This is a genomic window from Maribacter spongiicola (assembly GCF_004364165.1).
Taxonomy (GTDB): Bacteria; Bacteroidota; Bacteroidia; order Flavobacteriales; family Flavobacteriaceae; genus Maribacter; species Maribacter spongiicola.
This window is the reverse complement of record NZ_SOAY01000010.1, coordinates 593,787-616,505: the sequence shown is the minus strand read 5'-3', so window position 1 is coordinate 616,505 and position 22,719 is coordinate 593,787. Positions and strand designations below refer to the sequence as shown.

General features: G+C 35.6%; 25 protein-coding genes. 18 read left to right on the top strand and 7 right to left on the bottom strand.

Annotated elements, in window-relative coordinates:
- Positions 1 to 54: 54 nt before the first annotated feature.
- From CLV90_RS03295 to CLV90_RS03235, 13 genes are all read left to right on the top strand, one after another.
- Complete coding sequence (locus CLV90_RS03295) at positions 55 to 3,210, top strand: WD40/YVTN/BNR-like repeat-containing protein (protein ID WP_133686083.1); 3,156 nt, start codon at positions 55 to 57, stop codon at positions 3,208 to 3,210.
- Positions 3,211 to 3,217: 7 nt separating this feature from the next.
- On the top strand, positions 3,218 to 3,790 hold the full coding sequence (locus CLV90_RS03290) for a pentapeptide repeat-containing protein (RefSeq protein ID WP_133686082.1): 573 nt from the start codon (positions 3,218 to 3,220) through the stop codon (positions 3,788 to 3,790).
- Positions 3,791 to 3,802: 12 nt separating this feature from the next.
- Positions 3,803 to 3,994: a DUF4177 domain-containing protein gene (locus CLV90_RS03285; protein WP_133686081.1), complete on the top strand. Its 192-nt coding sequence runs from the start codon at positions 3,803 to 3,805 to the stop codon at positions 3,992 to 3,994.
- A gap of 2 nt (positions 3,995 to 3,996) precedes the next feature.
- Positions 3,997 to 4,212: a DUF6500 family protein gene (locus CLV90_RS03280; protein WP_133686080.1), complete on the top strand. Its 216-nt coding sequence runs from the start codon at positions 3,997 to 3,999 to the stop codon at positions 4,210 to 4,212.
- A 10-nt stretch (positions 4,213 to 4,222) separates the two neighbouring features.
- Positions 4,223 to 4,801 (top strand): hypothetical protein, encoded by a 579-nt coding sequence (locus tag CLV90_RS03275; protein WP_133686079.1) that lies wholly within the window; start codon positions 4,223 to 4,225, stop codon positions 4,799 to 4,801.
- Positions 4,798 to 5,349, top strand: coding sequence for a hypothetical protein (locus CLV90_RS03270; protein WP_133686078.1), 552 nt, complete (start codon positions 4,798 to 4,800; stop codon positions 5,347 to 5,349). Before CLV90_RS03275 ends, CLV90_RS03270 begins: the two co-directional genes overlap by 4 nt.
- Before the next feature lie 195 nt (positions 5,350 to 5,544).
- Positions 5,545 to 6,054, top strand: a complete 510-nt coding sequence (locus tag CLV90_RS03265) for an outer membrane beta-barrel protein (RefSeq protein ID WP_133686077.1) — start codon at positions 5,545 to 5,547, stop codon at positions 6,052 to 6,054.
- 208 nt (positions 6,055 to 6,262) lie between these two features.
- Positions 6,263 to 6,835 (top strand): Crp/Fnr family transcriptional regulator, encoded by a 573-nt coding sequence (locus tag CLV90_RS03260; protein WP_133686076.1) that lies wholly within the window; start codon positions 6,263 to 6,265, stop codon positions 6,833 to 6,835.
- 118 nt (positions 6,836 to 6,953) lie between these two features.
- The gene (locus tag CLV90_RS03255; protein ID WP_133686075.1) at positions 6,954 to 8,162 is read left to right on the top strand and encodes an MFS transporter; all 1,209 of its coding nucleotides are present in this window, start codon (positions 6,954 to 6,956) and stop codon (positions 8,160 to 8,162) included.
- A gap of 92 nt (positions 8,163 to 8,254) precedes the next feature.
- Positions 8,255 to 9,241 carry a TIGR03571 family LLM class oxidoreductase gene (locus CLV90_RS03250; protein ID WP_133686074.1) on the top strand — a complete coding sequence of 329 codons (987 nt, stop codon included), beginning with the start codon at positions 8,255 to 8,257 and terminating at the stop codon, positions 9,239 to 9,241.
- Positions 9,242 to 9,296: 55 nt separating this feature from the next.
- Positions 9,297 to 9,677 carry an SMU1112c/YaeR family gloxylase I-like metalloprotein gene (gene gloA2, locus CLV90_RS03245; RefSeq protein ID WP_133686073.1) on the top strand — a complete coding sequence of 127 codons (381 nt, stop codon included), beginning with the start codon at positions 9,297 to 9,299 and terminating at the stop codon, positions 9,675 to 9,677.
- Positions 9,678 to 9,728: 51 nt separating this feature from the next.
- Positions 9,729 to 10,220 (top strand): DUF6265 family protein, encoded by a 492-nt coding sequence (locus CLV90_RS03240; RefSeq protein WP_133686072.1) that lies wholly within the window; start codon positions 9,729 to 9,731, stop codon positions 10,218 to 10,220.
- Positions 10,221 to 10,571: a hypothetical protein gene (locus CLV90_RS03235; RefSeq protein ID WP_073241936.1), complete on the top strand. Its 351-nt coding sequence runs from the start codon at positions 10,221 to 10,223 to the stop codon at positions 10,569 to 10,571. It abuts the gene before it with no gap.
- 169 nt (positions 10,572 to 10,740) lie between these two features.
- Here CLV90_RS03235 and CLV90_RS03230 read toward each other — a convergent pair whose 3' ends face one another.
- Positions 10,741 to 11,205, bottom strand: coding sequence for a CBS domain-containing protein (locus CLV90_RS03230; RefSeq protein ID WP_036151428.1), 465 nt, complete (start codon positions 11,203 to 11,205; stop codon positions 10,741 to 10,743).
- A gap of 120 nt (positions 11,206 to 11,325) precedes the next feature.
- Here CLV90_RS03230 and CLV90_RS03225 point away from each other — a divergent pair, with 120 nt between their 5' ends.
- The 4 genes from CLV90_RS03225 to CLV90_RS03210 all read left to right on the top strand — a co-directional run bounded on the left by CLV90_RS03225 (position 11,326) and on the right by CLV90_RS03210 (position 15,746).
- Positions 11,326 to 13,608, top strand: coding sequence for a M28 family peptidase (locus CLV90_RS03225; RefSeq protein ID WP_133686071.1), 2,283 nt, complete (start codon positions 11,326 to 11,328; stop codon positions 13,606 to 13,608).
- Positions 13,601 to 14,407 carry an SDR family oxidoreductase gene (locus CLV90_RS03220; RefSeq protein WP_133686070.1) on the top strand — a complete coding sequence of 269 codons (807 nt, stop codon included), beginning with the start codon at positions 13,601 to 13,603 and terminating at the stop codon, positions 14,405 to 14,407. The genes CLV90_RS03225 and CLV90_RS03220 overlap by 8 nt, the downstream gene beginning before the upstream one ends.
- Before the next feature lie 125 nt (positions 14,408 to 14,532).
- On the top strand, positions 14,533 to 14,907 hold the full coding sequence (locus tag CLV90_RS03215; RefSeq protein ID WP_073241934.1) for a hypothetical protein: 375 nt from the start codon (positions 14,533 to 14,535) through the stop codon (positions 14,905 to 14,907).
- 134 nt (positions 14,908 to 15,041) lie between these two features.
- Positions 15,042 to 15,746 (top strand): tetratricopeptide repeat protein, encoded by a 705-nt coding sequence (locus CLV90_RS03210; protein WP_133686069.1) that lies wholly within the window; start codon positions 15,042 to 15,044, stop codon positions 15,744 to 15,746.
- Between the two features lie 153 nt (positions 15,747 to 15,899).
- Here CLV90_RS03210 and CLV90_RS03205 read toward each other — a convergent pair whose 3' ends face one another.
- On the bottom strand, positions 15,900 to 16,400 hold the full coding sequence (locus CLV90_RS03205; RefSeq protein ID WP_133686068.1) for a hypothetical protein: 501 nt from the start codon (positions 16,398 to 16,400) through the stop codon (positions 15,900 to 15,902).
- Between the two features lie 63 nt (positions 16,401 to 16,463).
- Between CLV90_RS03205 and CLV90_RS03200 the strand changes: the two genes are divergently transcribed.
- Positions 16,464 to 17,411: an NAD-dependent epimerase/dehydratase family protein gene (locus CLV90_RS03200; protein ID WP_133686067.1), complete on the top strand. Its 948-nt coding sequence runs from the start codon at positions 16,464 to 16,466 to the stop codon at positions 17,409 to 17,411.
- 19 nt (positions 17,412 to 17,430) lie between these two features.
- Here the strand turns inward: CLV90_RS03200 and rimK are convergent, their stop codons facing one another.
- The 5 genes from rimK to speB all read right to left on the bottom strand — a co-directional run bounded on the left by rimK (position 17,431) and on the right by speB (position 22,710).
- Positions 17,431 to 18,804, bottom strand: a complete 1,374-nt coding sequence (rimK, locus tag CLV90_RS03195; protein WP_133686066.1) for a 30S ribosomal protein S6--L-glutamate ligase — start codon at positions 18,802 to 18,804, stop codon at positions 17,431 to 17,433.
- A 35-nt stretch (positions 18,805 to 18,839) separates the two neighbouring features.
- Positions 18,840 to 20,366 carry a bifunctional GNAT family N-acetyltransferase/carbon-nitrogen hydrolase family protein gene (locus tag CLV90_RS03190; protein WP_133686065.1) on the bottom strand — a complete coding sequence of 509 codons (1,527 nt, stop codon included), beginning with the start codon at positions 20,364 to 20,366 and terminating at the stop codon, positions 18,840 to 18,842.
- 115 nt (positions 20,367 to 20,481) lie between these two features.
- A complete protein-coding gene (locus CLV90_RS03185) occupies positions 20,482 to 20,805 on the bottom strand; it encodes a hypothetical protein (RefSeq protein ID WP_133686064.1) in 324 nt (107 codons plus the stop codon).
- 2 nt (positions 20,806 to 20,807) lie between these two features.
- Entirely contained in the window at positions 20,808 to 21,785 is a 978-nt protein-coding gene (locus CLV90_RS03180; RefSeq protein WP_133686063.1) for a deoxyhypusine synthase family protein, read from the bottom strand.
- Positions 21,772 to 22,710: an agmatinase gene (gene speB / locus CLV90_RS03175; RefSeq protein WP_133686062.1), complete on the bottom strand. Its 939-nt coding sequence runs from the start codon at positions 22,708 to 22,710 to the stop codon at positions 21,772 to 21,774. The genes CLV90_RS03180 and speB overlap by 14 nt, the downstream gene beginning before the upstream one ends.
- Between the last annotated feature and the right edge of the window lie 9 nt (positions 22,711 to 22,719).

Sequence of the window (22,719 nt, the reverse complement as noted above, 5' to 3'; positions counted from 1 at the left end):
GATTTACAAAGGCTTTTATTATCTTCCCTATTCAACAACAAATCAGACCACACCATGAAAACTATTAGACTTCTGCTCGTGCTTATTATTTTGGCACCTTTAGCTTTGCAAGCTCAGCGCAGAAAAAATAAAAATACCGAACCAACTATTCAATTAGAAGACTCACTTTTCACCGGATTAAAATGGAGAAATATTGGTCCGTTCAGGGGAGGAAGAAGCGTAGCATCGACCGGAGTTCTAAGTCAACCAATGGTATACTACATGGGTACTGTAGGCGGAGGAATTTGGAAAACTACCGATGACGGAATCACTTGGGAAAATATTTCTGACGGATTTTTAAAAACAGCTACTGTTGGAGCGATCTCCGTATCTGAAAGCAACCCGAATATTGTAATTGCCGGTATGGGCGAACATGCTGCCCGTGGTGTAATGACCTCAATGGGCGACGGCGTATACAAATCTACCGATGCTGGAAAAACCTGGAAGCATATGGGACTTGATGAAACCAGGCATATTTCTGATATTATCATAGATCCAACCAATCCGGATATCGTTTTCGTATCGGCACAAGGAGCGCAATACGGACCTTCATCGCAACGCGGTATTTATAAATCTACCGATGGTGGCGATACTTGGAAAAATGTTCTGTTTGTAGATAACATTACCGGAGCATCTGCCTTATCGATGGATATGACCAACCCGACCATTTTATATGCAGCAATGTGGCAACACAGACGTTTTCCATGGACGATGGAATCTGGAGGCAAAAATTCAGGAATTTACAAATCGACAGATAGTGGTGAAACTTGGGAACAATTAAAAGAAGGACTACCTAAAGAAATGGGTAAAGCAGGTATTTCTGTTTCTCGTGCCAACCCAGAACGTGTATTTGCCGTAATTGAAGCAGAAGGAGAAAAAGGGGGCGTATACCGTTCTGACGATGCTGGTAAAAAATGGACATTAATCAATAAAGACCGTATCAACATTACACGTTCTTGGTACTACATGGAGATTTTTGCAGATACTCAAAATGAAGACATTGTGTATGTTTTAAATGCACCTGTAACAAAATCAATAGATGGCGGTAAATCATTTTCTACGCTATCTACTCCGCACGGCGATAATCACGATTTATGGATAGATCCATTGAACAATCAACGCATGATAAATTCAAACGATGGTGGATCAAATGTTTCTAATAACGGCGGAAAAAGCTGGAGCACGCAAGAAAATCAAAATACAGCTCAATTCTATCGAGTAATTACCGATAATCTAGTGCCATATAATGTATATGGTGGTCAGCAAGATAATTCTACCGTTGCTATTGCTTCGCGAACAAATGATGGTGGGATCGATTGGAAAGATTGGTATGCTGTTGCCGGTGGCGAAAGTGCCTTTTTAGCATTCGACCCAGATAATCCGGAATTGATATATGGCGGAACTTACCAGGGTAATATTGATAAATGGGATGCAAATACTAAAGAATCCAAGCCTATTAAGGAATATCCGGAACTAGGATTAAGCATCTCTCCAGAAAATGCAAAATACCGTTACAACTGGAATGCTCCAATAATTACCTCTCCACACAACAGAAAAACCATTTACCATGGTGGTAACGTTGTTTTTAGATCTACAGATGAAGGTCAAAGCTGGACAGTTATTAGTCCCGATTTAACCAAAGACGAAAAGGACAAACATGGTCTTGGTGGCGGTCCGTTTACCAATGAAGCTGCCGGTGGCGAGATATACAATACACTAACCTACTTAACTGAATCTCCGCATGAAGAAGGTATTATTTGGTCTGGTAGCGACGATGGTTTGGTGCATATAACCAAAGATGGCGGAGCCAATTGGGCAAATGTTACTCCCGCTGGTGCCAAAGAAGGTATTATCAATAGTATTGAAGTCTCTCCACATGATCCAGCAACAGCTTACATAGTGTTAATGCGTTATAAGTCGATGGATTTTACCAACTACATCTACAAAACAACGGATTACGGAAACACATGGACAAAAATCACTAATGGCATCACAGGCGACAATACATTTACGAGAGTAGTCCGCGCAGATAAAAAGGTAAAAGGATTGTTATACGCAGGTACAGAAACTGGCCTATACATTTCTTTAGATGATGGTTTACACTGGCAGCCATTGCAATTGAACTTGCCCTTGACACCGATTAATGACCTTGTTATTCAAGACAATGATTTGGTAGCGGCAACCGCAGGTCGTGCCTTCTGGATTTTAGATGATTTAGCAGCTTTACAAAATGCTAAGACACCGAAAAAAAGCTTAAACATTTTTAAACCAAAAGACACCTATTTGTTTATTGGTGGATACAACGAAAAACCAGTTTCTGGATTAGGAAGCAATCCTAAAAGTGGAGTAACTTTCGATTATTATTTGAGCGAAGCACAAGACAGTACAGAGTTGAAATTAGAAGTTTTAAAGGATAGAAAAGTAATTAGGTCTGTTACCAACCAAAAAGATAAGAAGTTTAAATCGTGGCCAGGCGGACCATCAAAACCAGCACTTTTAGCTTCAAAAAAAGGGTATAATCGTTTTACATGGGATTTTAAAAGAGAGCCTCTACCTGCAGTGGATAAGGTTTTTGTTCTTGGCGGATTAAACGGGTCTACTGTTGGTCCGGGAGATTATGTATTAAGGCTGACTTTAGGCGACCAAATTGCAGAAACCACGGCAACAATTTTACCACACCCAAAGGTGAAAGCAAGCATGGCAGATTATGCCGAACAGCAAACCATGATGACAACCATAGAAACGACCGTTGTAGAAATACATAACGCAGTAAACGATATGCAATCGGCTAAATCGCAATTAAAACAGTATGGTAAATTACTTGCAGATAATGAAAAAACAGAAGCGCTATTAACACAAGGCGATTCTCTCACCAAACGTATTACTGCATGGGAAGAAAACCTGATTCAGCCTAACCAAAAAACCTTTCAAGATGTTATCAATTTTGAAAATAAACTGAATTCGCAATTATTGAATTTGAGAGGCTATATAGATGCTGCAGAACCAAAAGTTACTGCTGGCGCGAAGGAGCGATTAAAAGATCTATTAGCAATGTGGAATACCTTTAAAATAGAGCATAACGCGATTATCAATACCGAAATGAAAGCGTATAACACTATATTTCAGAGCTTAGAAATACCAGCAATCATTTTACCAAAGGCACAAAACTAAAATAGAGTTGGAAAAATTAATACTAGATCAAACTTTCAAAGGTCAAAACTATACAACCACCAGACTACCCAGAGCGGAGTATGAGAATTGTATTTTTGAAGGATGCGATTTTTCGAAAGGATATCTTGACAACCAAACCTTTTTAGAGTGCGAGTTTATAGATTGTAATTTGAGCAATGCGAATATTGTAAATACGACTTTTAAAGAAGTGAAATTTTCGCATTGCAAGCTTATGGGCTTAGCGTTCCAAACCTGTAATAGTTTCTTGATGGATTTTTCCTTTTTTGATTGCAATTTGAACTTTTCCATTTTTACAGATTTGAAATTAATCGGTCAACTTTTTAACGCTTGTAAAATTGAAGAAGCAGATTTTAGTGATTGTGATTTAAGTAGCGCCAAGTTTATAAACTGTAATTTACAACGCACCATCTTTTCAAGAACAAACTTGCAAAAGGCAGATTTCAGCACTGCAACCAACTTCAATATAGACCCAGAAAATAACACAATTAAAAGCGCTATCTTCTCTAGAGATACGTTGGAAGGATTATTACATAAATACAATTTGAAAATTTTAAACTAATATTTAAAAACTATGTACGAATATCAATATGTAAAATTAGCCTTAGGAGGAGTATTTACCTCTAAACCAAAATCAAACTATAAAGAAATTATAGCAGCTAAAGCCAAAGAAGGATGGCGATTTGTTCAAATTTTTGCACCTGCAACCTCAGGCTATGGCTCAGCATCTTATTTTGAATTGATTTTTGAGAAGAAAGTAGAATAAAAATGAACAAAGAAATAAAAGCAAAAATTATACAAGTTTGTGATGCTAAGATTACTGCAAAGGGAGAAAACGTTGGGCTATCTTTCTATGCATTTTTCAAGAACAAAAACGACAATCCTGAGCTTTTAATGGAAGTAGCGCAATGGTGGATTTTAGAACATAAGCTAGACCATTTTGAAAAAGCCGTAAAAATTAAAGAAATGATAAAATCTTTATAAACGTTATCCAATGAAAAACATCATTTTAATTCTATTTATAATTGGAGCATTGAATAGCTGTGACAATAAAAAAATAAGTCACAAAGAGGCTGTTTCTACATATTACAAAGCTCTTGATTCTGGCGAATTCAACAAAATCAAAGAAGTGATTCATGATAGTATTACCCTAATTTCCGGTGATTTTGTTATGCCATTTGACAAGAATACATTCTATGAATTCTATACATGGGATTCCATATTTAAACCATCATATGAAGTAATTGAATTGGTTGAAGAGAACGATGACGTCATTGCAACTATCTCTCAAAAGAATATCCGTAATGCCTTTTTAAAAAACAATCCGCTAAAGTTGAATGTCAAAATATCGTTTGTATCAGGTAAAATCACAAAAATTGAAGAATTAGATTATATAGATGTGAATTGGGATACATGGTCTCAACGTAGAGATTCCTTAGTTAGTTTGGTAATAGTAAAACACCCAAAATTAGATGGTTTCGTAAACGACATGACTATGAAAGGAGCTGTTAATTATTTAAAAGCGATGGAGTTGTATAAAACACAAGAGGATAGAGAGTTAATCAAACAATGAGAAAACTTATAAATTTATTTCTATTTATAGTCTTATCTATTCTTCTATCCGGCTTTTACGGCGTTATACATAATCAAATTACATATAGCATATCTTCTGAATATTTCAGGCTATTTCTGTTTGTTCAGCATCAACTACCTGAATACTTTACACAGCCAGCAAGATTAGGTGTCAGCATTATAGGTTGGTCCTCTACTTGGTGGATGGGTCTAATCAATGGAATTACCCTAGGTACACTTTGGATATGGAATGATTCTCTCACAACTAAAGATAGATTTAAAGCATTAGGAACAGTTTGCATCACTGCTTTTACATTTAGCATAATAACATATTTTATAGCTTATATTCAATGGCAACCAAAAAGAAATTATGAAGTCTTTAGTTTTCCTAGTTATGGAGAAATTATAGATGATTCACTTCAAGCAATGACAAACCCTTATGCATTTTTAAGAGCTGAAACCATTCATAATTCCAGCTACCTTGGAGGTATAATTGGCTTATTAATTGGTGTCTTTCAACTTTGGAAAAAGAAAATAACTAACTCTTAATAATAGACCTCACGTATGATATACCTTAATTTAAAAGATGCACATCAATACGGTAAACACAACTTACTTTTTTCTTACTTCTTTTGTTTAATAATTCGTATTAACACTTATTATATTTAATTATCTTTCGCAGATAATTTAAACTTAAATATCAAAACAACATTAATTAACTAATTGTTAATCAAAACATTAACCATGAAAAAAATCACTTTATTACTGGCCATATTTACTATCGGCTTTACGTACGCACAATCACCATTAGAAGAAGGAGCATTGCAAGCAAATGCAGGATTTGGCTTTTCAGGATGGGGAACTCCCATTTACGCAGGATTAGAATATGGCGTAGCACCAAATATCTCTGTTGGAGGAGAATTATCTTATCAAACATACAAATACGGTAGCGGTTTTGGTAGCGATTACAAAAGTTCAATATTTGGTATTACAGGTAATGGTAATTACCATTTTAATGAGGTTTTTGAGATTCCAAGTCAGTGGGATTTATATGCAGGAGCAAATTTAACTTACTACAGCTGGTCTACTAAAATCAATGGAAGTACGGTTACTGATGTTGACGTTGATAATTTCGGTATTGGTCTACAAGTTGGTGGTCGCTATTTCTTCGATGATAACTTTGCAATAAACCTTCAAGTTGGCGGAGGAAACGTTGTAAGTGGAGGTAGAATCGGTATCACTTATAAATTATAAAAACAATTATTATATCAACAAGGGATGATTTATCGGTTTGTAAATCATCCCTTGTTTTATTTAAATACAATTGATGTCCTTTTTTGTATTCAATTAAACAATATAAAATCATTAACAATATCTTCCAGCATTTTTCTTAATAATACTATATAAGAACACTTTATAAATTTACTATCACTTTTATAGCTTAGGAGCTTATTTTTACCATATGGAAGACAAGTTTCAATTATTAAAACAACATTTTGAAGAAATCGTTCCTTTAACTGATGAGGAGTGGAACTTTGTACAATCGCACTTTGAAGTTAAAAGGCTTAAAAAACACCAGTTTTTAATACAAGTTGGGCAACCTGTAGACTTTGAATATTGGATTATTAAAGGCTTGGTAAAAGCGTATTCCATAGACGAAAAGGGCAAAGAACATATTCTTCAATTTGCAATGGAAGACTATTGGGTGAGCGACCATTATGCTTTTCAACATCAAGAACCAGGGACTATTTTTGTGGATTGTCTTGAAGATTCCGAATTTTTCTGTTTATCTCTAGAGAACAGGGAAAAAATTTGCTTTGAAGTCCCTGCCGTTGCCAACTTCTTCAGAATTAAATCCAACTACGGTTACATCAATCTGCAACAAAGAATCTTGTCATTACTTACGATGACCGCAGAAAATAGGTATGATTATTTAATAAATAAGCTTCCGAAATTAATACAACGCGTTCCTAAAAAATTAATCGCCTCCTATTTAGGCGTATCCAGAGAGACTTTAAGTCGTTTTAACAGCTAAAAGTGACTTAAATCACTTTTCAAGATTGATATACATCACAAAAAATCCGTGATGTATGTCCTCGCACACTTCTTGGTTTTCATAGAATTTTGTATCGAACAATTAAATACAATGTACTATGAAAACTACAACAATACAGGGCTCCCAAACGGTAGCTAAAAGGAAGAGTCTACCAGCAGCATTATGGGCATTGACCATAAGTGCATTTGCTATAGGAACAACGGAATTTGTAATTGTAGGTCTACTATCTACCGTTGCAAATGATTTAGGCACATCATTAACATCAGCAGGACTATTAGTAAGTCTGTACGCCATTGGTGTTGCTATTGGCGCACCCATTTTAACTGCCTTAACAGGTAAAATTCCTAGAAAACAGTTATTAATGGGCATTATGTTACTATTTATAATTGGTAACGGTTTAGCAGCTATTTCACCAAGTTTTGAGTTGTTGCTATTATCTAGAGTCGTAACAGGTTTTGCACATGGGGTATTTTTCTCTATCGGGTCTACCATTGCAGCTAGTTTAGTTCCAAAAGATAAAAGAGCAACTGCCATTTCCATAATGTTTGCAGGTCTTACTGTAGCTATTGTAACTGGTGTCCCTTTAGGAACTTATATTGGTCAAAATTTTGGATGGAGAGCAACCTTTATTGGTGTTGCCCTTTTAGGATTAGTAGGTGCAATAGCTAGTTTAGCTTTGGTGCCTAAAAACATCAAACAATCAGCTCCATTACGTCTCATAGACCAATTAAAAGTGATTAAGAATCCTTCTATTTTATTGGTGTTAGCCATTACTGCATTTGGTTATGGTGGTACGTTTGTCACTTTTACCTACTTAACTCCTTTGTTGGAAGAAGTAACTGGTTTCTCTTCGGATATGACCAGTGTATTCCTTTTAATTTATGGTATTGCCATCGCGATTGGAAATATCATAGGTGGTAAAGTCTCTAACAATAAACCAGGAAAAGCCTTATTGGTAATGTTTGCTTTACAAGCCATAGTGTTGTTTGTGTTATACTTCACCGCTTCTAGTCAGATTTTTGCCATCATAACCTTGTTTTTTATGGGAATACTAGCATTTTCAAACGTGCCCGCATTGCAATTATACGTAGTAAAAATGGCTGAAAAATACTTGCCAGGAACAGAAGACGTAGCATCTGCATTAAACATCGCAGCTTTTAACGTCGGTATTGCAATTGGGGCTTACATAGGCGGAATGGTTGTAGAATCTGATTTGGGAATAGAAGCCACACCTTGGGTAGGTGGTATTCTAGTAGTCTTAGGGTTCTTGTTGACTTTGGTTTTATTCAGAAAGGAAAAAATATAATAGGTAGATACATAATCAAAGACTTTTCTTAATGCTAAATAATTCATCAGGTGTCTTAACGGATACCTGATGAATTTAATAAAAAACACACTATGAATCCATTTGATAAACTATACAAACCAGGTAAAATGACACTTGGTATAGAGTTTCCTTTAGATAATGATTGGTCAACCGATGGAAATCGTAAACGTTTGGAAGACAACAGACCTTTTGGAGTTCCAGATATCTCCAATCATTTAGCCTTAGCACAACAAATTGACGAAGGAGGATTCGCCGCGTTATGGATGCGAGATGTTCCTGTGTACGACCCTAACTTTGGTGATGGTGCGCAATTGTTCGATACGCTTCCATATTTGGGTTATTTAGCTGCCGCTACTAAAAACATTTTGTTGGGTACAGCTGCCATAGTATTGCCATTACAACAACCTATAAAATTAGCGAAAGCTGCTGCTACCATAGAAAATTTAAGTGACAGCAGACTATTGCTAGGCTTAGGTTTGGGAGACAGGCCTATAGAGTTCCCAATGTATAATATCGATTATAAAAAAAGACCAGAAATCTTTAGAAAAAATCTTGATATTATTAAAGAAGCTTGGAAAACAAATAGTGATCTAAAATCTAAATACGATTTTTTAACCAGTGGCATTGAAGTCTATCCTAAACCAAAAAAAGACATTCCGCTTGTAATAGCTGGTCATTCCGGACAAAGTATTAATTGGATTGCCAAAAACGCGCAAGCTTGGTTTAATTACCCAAGACCTGTTGCCGAAACTTTAGAAAATAGAAAATACTGGTGTAACGCCTTGTATGATGAAGACCAAGCAGCCAAACCTTATATTTCGGCTATACATTTAAACCTGTCTAAAAACGACAATGCTACTTTTGAACCACAACGTTTTGGTGGTACAGTAGGTATCAACCATCTTACCGAATATTTAAAGTCCTATGAAAACGTTGGTGTCAATCATATGGCAATAAACCTTAGAAAATCTGAAACTCCGGTTAGTGAAGCTATTGCTAAAATTGAGGAAGTAGTTTTGCCGCAATTCTTAAATAATTATATTGTTAATGAATTATAATTTTCGATAGAAGGTAAACAACAAGGCTATTTGAAAAAAATAAAATAAACACTTCATGAACAAAGTACACCACACCGCCATAATCTGCTCTAATTATGAGGTTTCTAAACAATTTTATACTGAGGTTTTAAACTTAGAGATTATTCGAGAGGTTTATCGAGAAGAGCGACAATCTTACAAATTAGATTTGGCATTAAAAGGTGACTATATAATTGAATTGTTCTCTTTCCCTTATCCGCCTAAAAGACCGTCCAGACCAGAGTCTTGCGGATTGAGACATATTGCATTTGAAGTAGACGATTTAGAAAAGATAATTGCCCATTGTAAAAAACACGATGTAATTGCAGAACCTATTCGTATCGATGAATTTACAAACAAGCGCTTTACTTTCATTGCCGATCCAGATGACTTACCAATAGAGTTTTATGAAAAGTAAGCAAAGCCGTTTGTAAACGTTTAATTTGTATCTTGTTAAAAATACTAGAACATGAAATTTTTACTGCTTTTCTTACTTTCCTCAACGTGTTTACTACAGGCACAAAATACCGTTTCTTTTGAAGAAGGAATGATGAGTCCCGCCGCAACATTAAACAATATAGAATGGCTTGCAGGACATTGGAAAGGAGAAGCCTTTGGCGGAATTGCGGAGGAAATATGGAGTCCGCCTGCAGATGGTTCAATGATGTTCTCTTTTCGATTACTCGATAAAGGTGAAGTAAGTTTTTATGAATTCGGACATTTGATTGAAATCGATGGCACGCTAATGCTACAACTCAAACATTTCGATGCTAATTTAAGTGGTTGGGAAGAACGAGATGAAAATATAGAATTTAGATTAGTTAAAATAGAAGAGAACAAATTTTACTTTGATGACTTAACTATTGAGCGTATCTCTGACAAAGAAATAAACATGTATGTTGAGGTTGGTGAAGAAGACGGAACATCGAACGAAGTCACCTTTAATTACCACAGGCAATAGATGAAGAAGGAATGTTTAGAATGCGGAAAAGAGGTTATGGGCAGAGTCGACAAAAAGTTCTGCAATGATTACTGTCGCAATACCTATAACAATAAAGTCAATCCAGACAGCAAAAATCTTATTCGAAATATCAATAATAAGCTTCGCAAAAACTACCGTATTCTTGATAGCTACAAATTAAAAGACGGCAAAACGAAAACCACCCGTATGCGTTTAATAGACAAAGGTTTCGATTTCGACTTTATCACCAATCTATACACCACAAAAAAAGGGACTACCTATTACTTTCTATATGATTTAGGGTATTTACCTCTAGACAATGATTTCTATATGATTGTAAAGAGAGAATAGTTGGCTGTTGGCTGTTGGCTGTTGGCTGTTGGCTGTTGGCTGTTGGCTGTTGGCTGTTGGCTGTTGGCTGTTGGCTGTGAATATTATATAAAATAAGTCTCCTAAAAGGAGACTTATTTTATGAGTTAACTTCTTACTTAATACTTCTTACTTTGTACTTAATAAAAATCTATTTCCAATTATGACCACTTAATTTAAGTGCGGCCACAACGATATCTTTTCTACTTATTTGCCCTACCAATATTCCGTTTTTCATTACTGGAAGTCTTCTTCTATTATGTTGTGCAAAAATACCTGCTGCATCAAAAATTGAAATATCATGAGGTATTGTTTCTACTGACTTTGTCATAAAATTCTCTACACTCTTATCTAATATAGGCTGATTGAAGTACCGACTTTCAGAAATTTGCTTCATACAATCGGCTTCAGAAATGATACCGACCAGAAATCCGTTATTATCTAAAACCGGTCCACCAGATATATGATGTTTGGCAAATTTCTCCATTACGGCTAAAATTGAATCATCTGGCGAAAAAGTGATTAACTTAGTGGTCATATAATCAGCGACCAGTATTGGGGCTTCAAATTCCTTTTTAAATACTTTTCGAACACCTTGAAAGCTTTTGATTCCCATGATAGTTTATTTAGAGGTTGATTACTAAAGATAACAAATAAAACGAATTTTACTAATATTTTTCGATGTATACCTATTTATACTCAGTATTTTAGGACTTTTTAAAAGAATATCATAATCATGAGAAAAACACCAACCGTATTAACTTTACTTCTTATTATTCTTGCCACATATTGGAGTTTTAGAGTGTTACTACCACAATATAATGAGGGCGAAACGGTCGCAGAAACTGAGTTTTCTACAGATAGAGCCTTGCAACATGTAAAAGAAATATCGAAAGAACCGCATGGCGTTGGGTTTCCTGCACACACTACCGTTCGCAATTATATTACCGAAGAACTTCAAAAATTAGGTTTAGAAACTTCTTTACAAGAAGGCTACACCGCTGGCGATTGGGGTAATTTGAGTAAAGCCGAAAATGTCTTGGCACGTATTAAAGGTAGCGAATCGGGCAAGGCGTTATTATTATTAAGTCATTATGATAGTAATCCGCATTCTTCATTAGGTGCTAGTGATGCAGGTAGTGGTGTCGCTACAATTCTAGAGGGCGTAAGAGCTTTTTTGAAAACCAATGTCACACCTAAAAATGATATTATCATTCTTATATCTGATGCTGAAGAGTTAGGTTTAAATGGTGCCGATGTATTTGTTGATAAACATGAGTGGCTAAAAGATGTTGGCTTAGTCTTAAACTTTGAAGCCCGTGGCAGCGGCGGACCAAGTTATATGTTGATGGAGACCAATAGAGGGAACAGCAAATTAATTTCTGAATTTATAGCTGCAAATCCTGAGTATCCTGTAGCGAATTCACTTGCCTATAGTATTTACAAAATGCTGCCTAATGATACCGATCTAACCGTATTTAGAGAAGATGGTGATGTAGAAGGCTTCAACTTCGCATTTATAGATGACCATTACGATTACCATACGCAAATAGATAATTATGAAAGATTAGACCGAAATACATTGGCGCACCAAGGCAGCTATTTAATGCCATTATTAAGCTATTTCAGTAATGCGGATATCACCAACTTAAAAAGCCTTGACGACAACGTATATTTTAACATACCCTTCTTTAAAATGGTTTCTTATCCGTTTACTTGGATTATGCCAATGCTGGGTATTGCCATTCTCTTTTTCATCATCCTATTAATCTCAGGATTCAGAAAAAAAGTGCTTAATGGAAAAGATATTTTAAAAGGATTTATTCCCGTAATCTTCACCTTGGTTATTAACGGAGTGGTAGGGTTCTTCAGTTGGCAATTTTTAAAATGGCTTTACCCAGGTTATAGTGATATACTACACGGTTTCACCTATAATGGTCACGCCTATATATTTGCATTCACCCTATTTTCATTAGGTACTTGTTTTTATGCCTACTATAAATTTAAAGTGATTAAAACAGCGAATTTATTGGTCGCTCCTTTTATAATTTGGATTATTATTTGCGGGTTAGTAGCCGTGTACTTACAAGGTGCTGCATTTTTTATTATACCAGTATATAGTTTTTTGGTTGCCTTTTATGTGCATATCAACCAAAAGAATCCGAATGCATTTTTGCTTGTATTTCTTGGTATTCCCGCCTTATTCATATTCGCACCTTTCGTAAAAATGTTTCCGGTTGGTTTAGGTCTTAAAATGTTGGTAGCTACTACCCTATTGACGACATTAATCTTCTTTTTATTACTACCGTTGATTACCAAATACAGAAAAAAAGGTGCTTTGGCATTTCTAAGTTTCTTATTATTTGCCGGCTTTATGGCATCTGCACATATGGATTCTGGTTTTACAAACGACAGACCAAAACCTACTAGTTTGTTATATCTTTTAGATACCGATGAGAATAAAGCAAAGTGGGCAACTTACGAGCATCGACCGTCTGACTGGACTTCACAATACATCACCAAAAAAGTAGCGGACACGCTTCTTTCTAAAAAGACCATTAGCAGCAAATACGGTTCTAATTTTACGTTTACAAATGAAGCTCCGTTGAAGAATGTACCAAAACCAACTATTGAGGTGCAACAAGATACTATTGTAAATAACATTCGCACAGTTCGTTTATGCATTACTCCGAATCGACCTATAAACCGTTTAGAGGTTTTCACCAATGCTGTTGATATTCAAAAGGCTGATGTAAACGGTATTGAGTTGTCTGAACATTTTCTTAAAAACAGAAATAGCGGCAGGTTGATTACCCATTACATAAGCGATAAAAATTATACGGATATTACCCTAGAAATTCCGCAAGATCAAGATTTGGAACTTACAGTTTATGAAGCTTCTAATGATCTACTTGAAAATGGGTTATTCTCGATACCAAAGCGAAAAGAAAATCAAATACCCATGCCATTTGTATTAAACGATGCAATATTAACCATACAAAAAGTAAAGTTTGACTAAAAAAATAGGTGTAATTGGTTGTGGATGGCTGGGCTTACCATTAGCAGAAAGTTTAATAGCTAGCGGTTATACCGTTAACGGAACTTCAACTTCTGATGAGAAAATATCGCTATTAAAAAAGAAAGGCATCATTCCGTTCAAAATAGCTTTATCTGAAAATAAAATTAATGGTGATATCGATGAATTTCTTAATTCGGTTTCGGTGCTTGTCATAAATATTCCGCCGAAACTAAGAGGAAAAGGACCGAAAGAAAGTTACATCGCAAAGATTACATTACTGCACGATGCTATTAAAAAGTCGGCAGTAAAAAACATCATTTTTGCAAGTAGCACTGCTGTTTATGGTGATGCAGAAGGTACCGTAACCGAAAAAACGGCACCTCAACCCACCACTGAATCTGGCATACAATTAGTACAATGCGAAGACCTTTTGAAAAACGATAAAGAATTAAATACAACGATTATTCGATTTGGCGGATTAATTGGACCCAACAGGCACCCAGTAACGATGTTATCGGGTAGAGAAAACCTTAGTGGTGGAGACGCACCAGTCAACTTAATTCATTTAGATGATTGCATTGGCATTATAAAACGGATTATTGAAAGCGACCATTATAATGATGTGTTGAATGCAGTGTATCCTGAGCATCCAACGAAAAAAGAATATTATACATTACAAGCAGCTAAAAGAGGCATACCAGCTCCACAATACGCTGCAACAGGGCAAAATCAAAAATTAATTTCAATTTGTAGTATTTTTCTTATTAATAACTATAACTTTCTTACATCCATAAACTAACCCTTCACAACACTTAGCTTCCCTTTCACAACAAATACCCAAAAACAGCGTTAATATATTGTTGGTTTTCAACTACTTATCGACGTATGACATACCTTTGTTTAACAATATAAAGCCATAATATTATGAAGAAAGATAAATTACGGGAGAGGGTTTTAGTTGAATTAGAGAAGCTCATCTCCCTAAGTTGTAAGAACCCAAACGGTTCTAAAAAGTACGAAGAACTACATATTGCATTATTGAAAAAATACTATAATGCAACAAATGTAACTATAGACTATCATCGCCATAGAATTAAAATGGAGGTTATAGAAGACGATAGCCTGTATGACCCTAAAACGGTAAATACTTATTTACCAACATTTTACACAAACCTATTATTTAATAACTTGTGTAAGTTTCTAATTTCATGTGTTGAAAAAGACAATAAAAGTATTGGCTTTTACACACAGCTTTTAAATTCTTTTAAAAAATCTAATAACAGGTTAGAAATAGCTTAAGAAGTTAAAAGCTATTGAAGTTAAAAAAGGCGCCTTGTAGGGCGCCTTTTTCATTTCTAACATTTAAACCTTTCCTTAACAGCATCATACAGATTATTTTAATAGTTTAGCGCACTTTAAAAAGAACAAGAAAGATGAAAAAATCAGTTTTAATAGTTGTAGCTGCCGTATTATTATCAGGTAGTTATGGATATTCACAAACCAAATCAGAATTACTAAAGCATTACGAAGCATTTTATGATCAAATGCGTTTACAAGGCGATGTTGATGGTGTAATCAATGCATTGACACACTTAAATATTTTATCTCCATCTGAACAACGTAATGACACCCTTGCATATATCTATGCAAATGACAATCAACATTTACAGGCATTGAACATTATCGGAATCGAGAAATTAGATTCTGATTCTAATTTAGCTATTCAAGTAAAAGCGGTTTCTTTAAAAGCTATGAACCAGCCAAAAAGAGCTTTAGAGCAGTTTGAAGCTTTATACTTAAGGGATCCAAATGCATACCTTGCCTATGAATTGGCAGATTTAAAAGTACAGACCGGCGATAACGCAGGGGCAATGAAGCATGTTGAATATGGTATTTTAAATGCTACAGATGATATGAAATATGCATTCTATGAGCGTCAACAACCATATGAAGTTCCATTAAAAGCTGCATTTATTCATGTAAAAGCGCTTATTCAATACAATATGGATAAAAGTAATATTGACCAAGCAATAGCAACTTTAGACGAGGCTTTGGCAATTGACCCTAATTTCAACTTGGCTAGTTTAAGCAAGCAAGCTCTGACCTCTAGAAAAGAGTCGCCAGAAGAGAAGAAATAAGACCACATTGTTATTGACCAAAAAAGGCGAATCTAAATGATTCGCCTTTTTTGGTCCATTTTTTTAAAGCTCTTTTAAGATCAAATAACCTTCTTCTTTTTTGGCTCCACTAATTTATCTGCCAAATTGATGGGTACGCCAACCAGTAATTGGTTAGTTATCTTCATTAGCTCGTAATTCTTCTGGCAAGGTATTATTTACCTCAACATTAAATTGATTTCTTAAATCATTATATGCCTTAATCATTTGTATGATGGATTCCTTCGGATTCTGTCTGTACTCCAAATCTCCCTTTGTTTTTAAAACAAAGGTTTTAAAAAGCTTTTGGCGTCCTTTTATTTGTGGAATATTAAATTTTTCAGGATACTCGGCAAGCTCCATTTTATTCTGATTCTCTATCAACTCCTCAACTACAAGGGTAAAATCTTCAATATTTTCAGAAGTATTGATTTTATCAAAACTCTTGTCTAGCGCACTATATTCGCGCCAATCATTTAAGATTAGCTGTGCCTTTGGGTCTACGCGTATTTTAGTCGGTAAACTATCTGTTGTCTCTTCCCAACGAGATTCGTGAAGAGTAGCGATTTCTGATGGGGCTTCTTTACAAGAAGCGACCAGTGTAACAATGAATAAAAAATAGATAATTTTGGACATAAGCGAATGTACAAATTTTAAGAAAAGGTATCTTTATCTCAAATTCATTTAACGAAATTTTTAATGCCAAAATACATATTGATTATCGGGGCCTGTGGTCAAATAGGAACAGAACTTACCTTAACGCTTAGAGAAAAATACGGAAGTGACCATGTTATCGCCAGCGATATTAGAGAAGGTAACGATGAGCTTATGCAATCTGGACCGTTTGAAATTTTAGACGCCACTAACTACGATGCACTTGAAGAAATTATAGCCTATCATGATATCTCCGAGGTATATTTAATGGCGGCCATGTTGAGTGCAACTGCAGAGAAATTCCCCATGCGTGCATGGAACCTTAATATGAACACCCTTTTCAATGTATTGAATTTAGCAAAGGAGAAAAAGATAAACAAGATTTTCTGGCCTTCTAGTATTGCTGTTTTTGGTCCAAACACTCCCAAAGAAGATACTCCGCAGAATACCATAATGGAACCTAGTACGGTTTATGGCATAAGCAAGCAAAGTGGAGAACGTTGGTGCGAGTATTACTTTAACAAGTTTAATGTGGATGTAAGAAGCATACGTTACCCAGGACTTATCAGCTGGAAAACAATGCCAGGTGGCGGAACTACAGATTACGCCGTAGAAATCTATCATAAAGCACTTTCTGATGGCTCATATACCTGTTTTCTTGAAGAGGATACTAAATTACCTATGATGTTCATGGACGATGCCATACGTGCCACTTTACAGATAATGGAAGCACCAGAAGAGCATATTAAAGAACGTTCTGCATACAATTTGGCGGCAATGAGTTTTACACCCAAAGAAATGGCCGAAAATATAAAGACTGTACTACCAAAATTTAAAATAGCCTACGAACCCGATTTTAGACAACAGATTGCAAATTCATGGCCAAGTAGCATCGACGATACCACTGCACAGAAAGATTGGGGTTGGAAGGCCGAATTTGACCTTCAAAAAACTACAGAAGTAATGTTAGAAAATTTGAAGAACAGGGTTTAACCTGTTCTTCAAATTTATATTAGTTAGCAAATTTCAATCGTTTTTCAATTGCCATGATCATTGCATTGGCAATATCTTTACCTGTAGCATTTTCTATACCTTCTAAACCTGGTGAAGAGTTTACCTCTAACAACAATGGTCCTTTATTAGAACGAATAATATCTACACCGGCAACAGCAAGGTTCAATACCTTGGCAGCCTTTAAAGCTAATTTCTTTTCATCGGGAGTAATCTTAATAATAGAGGCAATTCCACCTTGATGAATATTAGCCCTAAACTCCCCTTTTTGAGCTTGTCTTTGCATACTTGCCACTACTCTACCGTTTACCACGAAACAACGAATATCTTGCCCGTTCGCTTCTTTAATAAACTCTTGTACCAGAATATTGGTATTAACACTTTTAAACGCGTTAATAACACTTTCTGCAGCCTTATTGGTTTCTGCCAAAACAACACCTTTACCTTGTGTGCTTTCTAAAAGCTTAATAATTAACGGCGCACCATTAACCATTTTAATCAAGTCTTTGGTATCCATCGGTGATTTTGCAAACCCTGTAATAGGAATATGAATATCGTTCTTTGAGAATAACTGCGACGCAAATAACTTATCTCTAGATTGCGTAATGGCCTCCGCAGAATTTTGACAATACACGCCCAAGTTATTGAATTGCCGTATTAATGCACAACCATAAAAAGTTACCGACGGTTTAATACGTGGTATAACGGCATCGTAATCTTTTAAAATGATCCCACCACGATATCTAATTTCTGGAGAATGCGCATCAAGTTTCATGTAGGCCTGCTCTACATTTAAGAAATCAATTTCATGACCTCTAGCTTCAGCAGCTTCCACAATTCTTTTATTACTATATAAGCTTGGGTTACTAGCTAATAAAGCAATTTTTAATCCGGTTTTTTCTTTAAAGTAAGGCGCGTACATTTTATTGACCTCTGCATCTTCAAAGTTTTGCAATTGATAATTTAAAGCAGGGTTTACTATAAAACGATCATTCAATGCCTCTCTACCTAACAACATACGAAACTCCATCGTATCTCTATTGGCAAGCGTAAGCTCTATTTCAAAAGTAGAATCGCCAATAGTTACAGGTGTTTTTATAACTAAACGTTCTTCAGAAATACCTGATGAGCTTTTTACCATACGACGGTCTACCAATCTTGCTTGGCATTCGATGCCAATACTGCGGTTTTCTTGTAATGGGCTCACTTCAAATTTTACCCATTCATGACCCCCTTTTGATACTATTTTTAAATTGGTAGCTTGTATAGAAGATGTTTTAGCTCCAGAATCTACCCTTGCTTTTATGGCAGGGATACCCAAATCATTAAAAACACACCACTCTTCACTACCTATTATCTGTAAATTATCCAACATTGTTTATTTTTGACTCCGAACTAACGGAGTTATCATTATTTCTTTTTTAACTCGAATAAATCTGTTCTTCTGTCCTTTAAATTACGAACAGCGCCAAATTGATTAAGCTCTCGCAGTAGGTCAATATCCACATCTGCGATTAAGATCATTTCTGTATTTGGGGTAGCTTCCGCTTTGATACCATTGGTCGGAAAAGAAAAATCGCACGGGGTAAATACCATAGATTGAGCGAACTGTATGTCCATATTCTCAACATTTGGCAAGTTACCAACACTACCGGCAATAGCTACGTAGCATTCGTTTTCGATTGCTCTTGCCTGAGCGCAATGGCGAACACGAGAATATCCATTTTGGGTATCGGTCAAAAACGGAACAAATAAAATATCCATACCATCATCTGCCAGCAACCTACTTAACTCAGGAAATTCAGAATCATAACAAATTAAAACCCCTATTTTTCCACAGTCGGTATCAAAAGTCTTTAACTGAGTACCACCTTGCATTCCCCAAACTTTTGCTTCATCTGGGGTAACGTGAAGCTTTTCATAACGCTCCATACTACCATCGCGTCTACATAAATAACCAACATTATAAAGTCGACCGTCAATCATTTCAGGCATACTACCAGAAATAATGTTGATATTATAAGAAATAGAAAATTCAGAAAATCTCTGAACTATGGCTTGGGTATGTTTGGCTAGCTCTCTAATAGCATCGGCTGTAGACATATGATTGTTTCCTGCCATTAAGGGTGCATTAAAAAACTCTGGAAATAGTGCAAAATCGGACCTATAACCTGAAACAGAGTCTATGAAAAATTCCGCTTGTTGTAAAAGTTCCTCTAAATCTTTATAAGGGCGCATTTGCCATTGTATCAACCCTAAACGAACAATTGATTTTTTGGTAGCCGCCTTTTTATTTGGTTTTTGATAATAGATATTATCCCACTCCATCAAAATAGCAAAGTCTTGAGAAGCTTTATCACCATCTAAATACCCTTTCATTACTTTAGCAGGATGAAAGTCGTTACTGATTTGAAAATTCAGTACGGGATCATGAATTTCTTTACGACGAACCTTGGCAATATATTCTTTTGGCGAAAGTTCTGATGCATAAGAATGGTAGTTAGGCATACGACCACCAAATACAATACTCTTTAAGTTTAACTTCTCACATAGTTCTTTTCTATAATCATACAAACGACGCCCCAAACGTAAGCCCCTAAAACTAGGTTTTATAAAAACCTCTATTCCATAGAGCACATCACCTTCATTATCATGGGTATCGAAAGTATATTTACCAGTAATCTGTTCGTAAGTATGGTTATCGTCAAACGCATTATAATCAACAATAATAGACAGCGCTACGCCAGCTATTTGTCCATTGATTTTTATAACTACTTGCCCTTCTGGAAATTTATCGATTAAAGATTTTATATGTTCCTCTTTCCAGTATGAACCAGGCATATTGGTATAAGCAGAAATCATAGCAGCTTTCAATTCTTGATAATCATCAAGGTCCAAAAACTTTAATTCGATATTTTCAATTTCGTCAATCTTCATTTATCTGTTGTATGCACAACGATATTTAGTTTAAATTATATGTAGAAAAAATTTTCCGGCTTACTAAAAGCAAACCGGAATTTTAATAAGTATTCTTAATGGTGTATCAAAAAAATTAATCTTCGTCTGCACCATCTACCATATCCTCTGGATCTGGTTCAACTACTGCTGTTGGATCATCATCATCGAAATCTTCGTAATCATCCTCATCATAATTTTCCATCGTGTACTCTAGCTTGGCACTGATTTTTACTAAATACTTAGTGTCTTCAGTTAAAACCTCAACTGCCTCTATACGTTCACCTTGTCCGTTTCTAAAGGAAATAATATTACGATCATCATACCCATCCGGGTATCTTTCTACCAAAAGTTTAAGAACTTCCGGGGTCAATTTTTTAAAGTCGACAATGACTCTATTTAAATGTGCGTTCTTGTCCATAATTACATATCTAATAGGTAAGCAAAAATCAAGGGAGCAACAATTGTCGCATCACTTTCTATAATAAATTTAGGAGTATTAATATCTAATTTACCCCACGTTATCTTTTCATTAGGTACGGCACCAGAATAAGATCCGTAACTAGTTGTACTATCACTTATTTGACAGAAATAGCTCCAGAAAGGAGTGTCTGTACGCTCCATATCTTGATATAACATCGGTACTACACAAATTGGGAAATCACCAGCGATACCACCACCAATTTGAAAGAATCCGATTCCGTTTTCAGAGTTGGCAGTATACCAATCTGCTAAAAAGGTCATGTATTCAATACCTGATTTCATGGTACTTGCTTTCAACTCACCTTTCATTACATAAGACGCAAAAATGTTACCCATAGTACTATCTTCCCATCCTGGGCAAATAATAGGTAAATTCTTTTCTGCTGCAGCATACATCCACGAGTCTTTAAGGTCTATTTCGTAATATTCCTCTAAAACGCCTGAAAGTAGCATTTTGTACATGAATTCATGTGGTAAAAAACGCTCGCCTTTATCATCGGCATCTTTCCAGATTTTGAAAATATGCTCTTGTAATCTTCTAAAAGCCTCTTCTTCTGGTATACACGTATCTGTAACACGGTTCAAACCTTTTTCTAACAGATCCCACTCGTCTTGCGGAGTCAAATCTCTGTAGTTAGGTACTCGTTTATAATGAGAATGTGCTACCAGGTTCATGATATCCTCTTCAAGATTCGCACCCGTACAAGAAATGATTTGCACCTTATCTTGCCGAATTACTTCAGCAAAAATTTTACCGATTTCTGCAGTAGACATAGCACCAGCTAACGAAACCAACATTTTGGCACCATTCTCTAATTGCTCTTCATAGCCTTTTGCAGCATCGACCAATGCAGCGGCATTAAAATGTAAATAGTATTTTTCAATAAAATTGGTGATTGCACCTTTATTCTTCGTCATCTTCAAATTTTGAATTTGTATTTGCTTTGTAATCTACATCAAAAGTATTGTCATACTCTTGATCTATATCTTGCCCAGCAAATTTATAGCTAAGCATTTTATAATATAGTTTTGCCGCCAAGAAATCTGACGATTTATCATTTTTATTAGGGCATAGTTCTACAATATCAAAACCTACCACGTTCTTATCTTCAAAAACCTGCTTTAAGAATTCCAAAGTTTCGTACCAAAGTAATCCGCCTGGCTCTGGGGTTCCTGTAGAAGGCATAATAGAAGGATCAAAAGCATCTAGATCAAATGTAATAAATACATTCTCGGTCATTGCTTCAATCACTTTATCTGTCCAATATTCATCATTGACCATATCATGGGCGAAGAAAGTTTTATCATCGTCCATTAAGGTTTTTTCAATAATATCCATAGAACGAATACCAACCTGTACCAAATTTGTAGTTTGGTTAGCTTCATATACGGCACAGGCGTGGTTATACTTTGTACCGCCATATGATTCTCTTAAATCAGCATGTGCATCTATATGTAATACCGTTAAATTATCGAAACATTCATTAAATGCACGTATAGAACCTATGGAAATTGAATGTTCGCCGCCGAACAAGGTTACAAACTTATTACGCTTAATAAAGTCTTTTGTAATGCTATGTACTTCGTTAACCATCGCCTCAGGAGAGCTATTCTCTGTAATTGGTGCTGTTAAATGTATACCTTGTCTGTATACTTCAGAATCGGTTTCAATATCATACATTTCCATGTTTTCAGAAGCTTCTAAAAAAGCATCTGGACCTTTGTCCGCTCCTTTACCCCAAGTACTGGTTCCGTCATAAGGAACAGGTATCAAGATAATTTTCGATTTTTCTAGTTGTGCGAATTCATCGGAAATACCGGCATAATTCTTAGATGTACTCATGATATTTTA

Coding starts and splice junctions, on each gene's coding strand:
- CLV90_RS03295 (WP_133686083.1), top strand. CDS start 55: ATGAAAACTATTAGACTTCTGCTCGTGCTTATTATTTTGGCACCTTTA.
- CLV90_RS03285 (WP_133686081.1), top strand. CDS start 3,803: ATGTACGAATATCAATATGTAAAATTAGCCTTAGGAGGAGTATTTACC.
- CLV90_RS03280 (WP_133686080.1), top strand. CDS start 3,997: ATGAACAAAGAAATAAAAGCAAAAATTATACAAGTTTGTGATGCTAAG.
- CLV90_RS03275 (WP_133686079.1), top strand. CDS start 4,223: ATGAAAAACATCATTTTAATTCTATTTATAATTGGAGCATTGAATAGC.
- CLV90_RS03270 (WP_133686078.1), top strand. CDS start 4,798: ATGAGAAAACTTATAAATTTATTTCTATTTATAGTCTTATCTATTCTT.
- CLV90_RS03265 (WP_133686077.1), top strand. CDS start 5,545: ATGAAAAAAATCACTTTATTACTGGCCATATTTACTATCGGCTTTACG.
- CLV90_RS03260 (WP_133686076.1), top strand. CDS start 6,263: ATGGAAGACAAGTTTCAATTATTAAAACAACATTTTGAAGAAATCGTT.
- CLV90_RS03255 (WP_133686075.1), top strand. CDS start 6,954: ATGAAAACTACAACAATACAGGGCTCCCAAACGGTAGCTAAAAGGAAG.
- CLV90_RS03250 (WP_133686074.1), top strand. CDS start 8,255: ATGAATCCATTTGATAAACTATACAAACCAGGTAAAATGACACTTGGT.
- gloA2 (WP_133686073.1), top strand. CDS start 9,297: ATGAACAAAGTACACCACACCGCCATAATCTGCTCTAATTATGAGGTT.
- CLV90_RS03240 (WP_133686072.1), top strand. CDS start 9,729: ATGAAATTTTTACTGCTTTTCTTACTTTCCTCAACGTGTTTACTACAG.
- CLV90_RS03235 (WP_073241936.1), top strand. CDS start 10,221: ATGAAGAAGGAATGTTTAGAATGCGGAAAAGAGGTTATGGGCAGAGTC.
- CLV90_RS03230 (WP_036151428.1), bottom strand. CDS start 11,205: ATGGGAATCAAAAGCTTTCAAGGTGTTCGAAAAGTATTTAAAAAGGAA.
- CLV90_RS03225 (WP_133686071.1), top strand. CDS start 11,326: ATGAGAAAAACACCAACCGTATTAACTTTACTTCTTATTATTCTTGCC.
- CLV90_RS03215 (WP_073241934.1), top strand. CDS start 14,533: ATGAAGAAAGATAAATTACGGGAGAGGGTTTTAGTTGAATTAGAGAAG.
- CLV90_RS03210 (WP_133686069.1), top strand. CDS start 15,042: ATGAAAAAATCAGTTTTAATAGTTGTAGCTGCCGTATTATTATCAGGT.
- CLV90_RS03205 (WP_133686068.1), bottom strand. CDS start 16,400: ATGTCCAAAATTATCTATTTTTTATTCATTGTTACACTGGTCGCTTCT.
- CLV90_RS03200 (WP_133686067.1), top strand. CDS start 16,464: ATGCCAAAATACATATTGATTATCGGGGCCTGTGGTCAAATAGGAACA.
- rimK (WP_133686066.1), bottom strand. CDS start 18,804: ATGTTGGATAATTTACAGATAATAGGTAGTGAAGAGTGGTGTGTTTTT.
- CLV90_RS03190 (WP_133686065.1), bottom strand. CDS start 20,366: ATGAAGATTGACGAAATTGAAAATATCGAATTAAAGTTTTTGGACCTT.
- CLV90_RS03185 (WP_133686064.1), bottom strand. CDS start 20,805: ATGGACAAGAACGCACATTTAAATAGAGTCATTGTCGACTTTAAAAAA.
- CLV90_RS03180 (WP_133686063.1), bottom strand. CDS start 21,785: ATGACGAAGAATAAAGGTGCAATCACCAATTTTATTGAAAAATACTAT.
- speB (WP_133686062.1), bottom strand. CDS start 22,710: ATGAGTACATCTAAGAATTATGCCGGTATTTCCGATGAATTCGCACAA.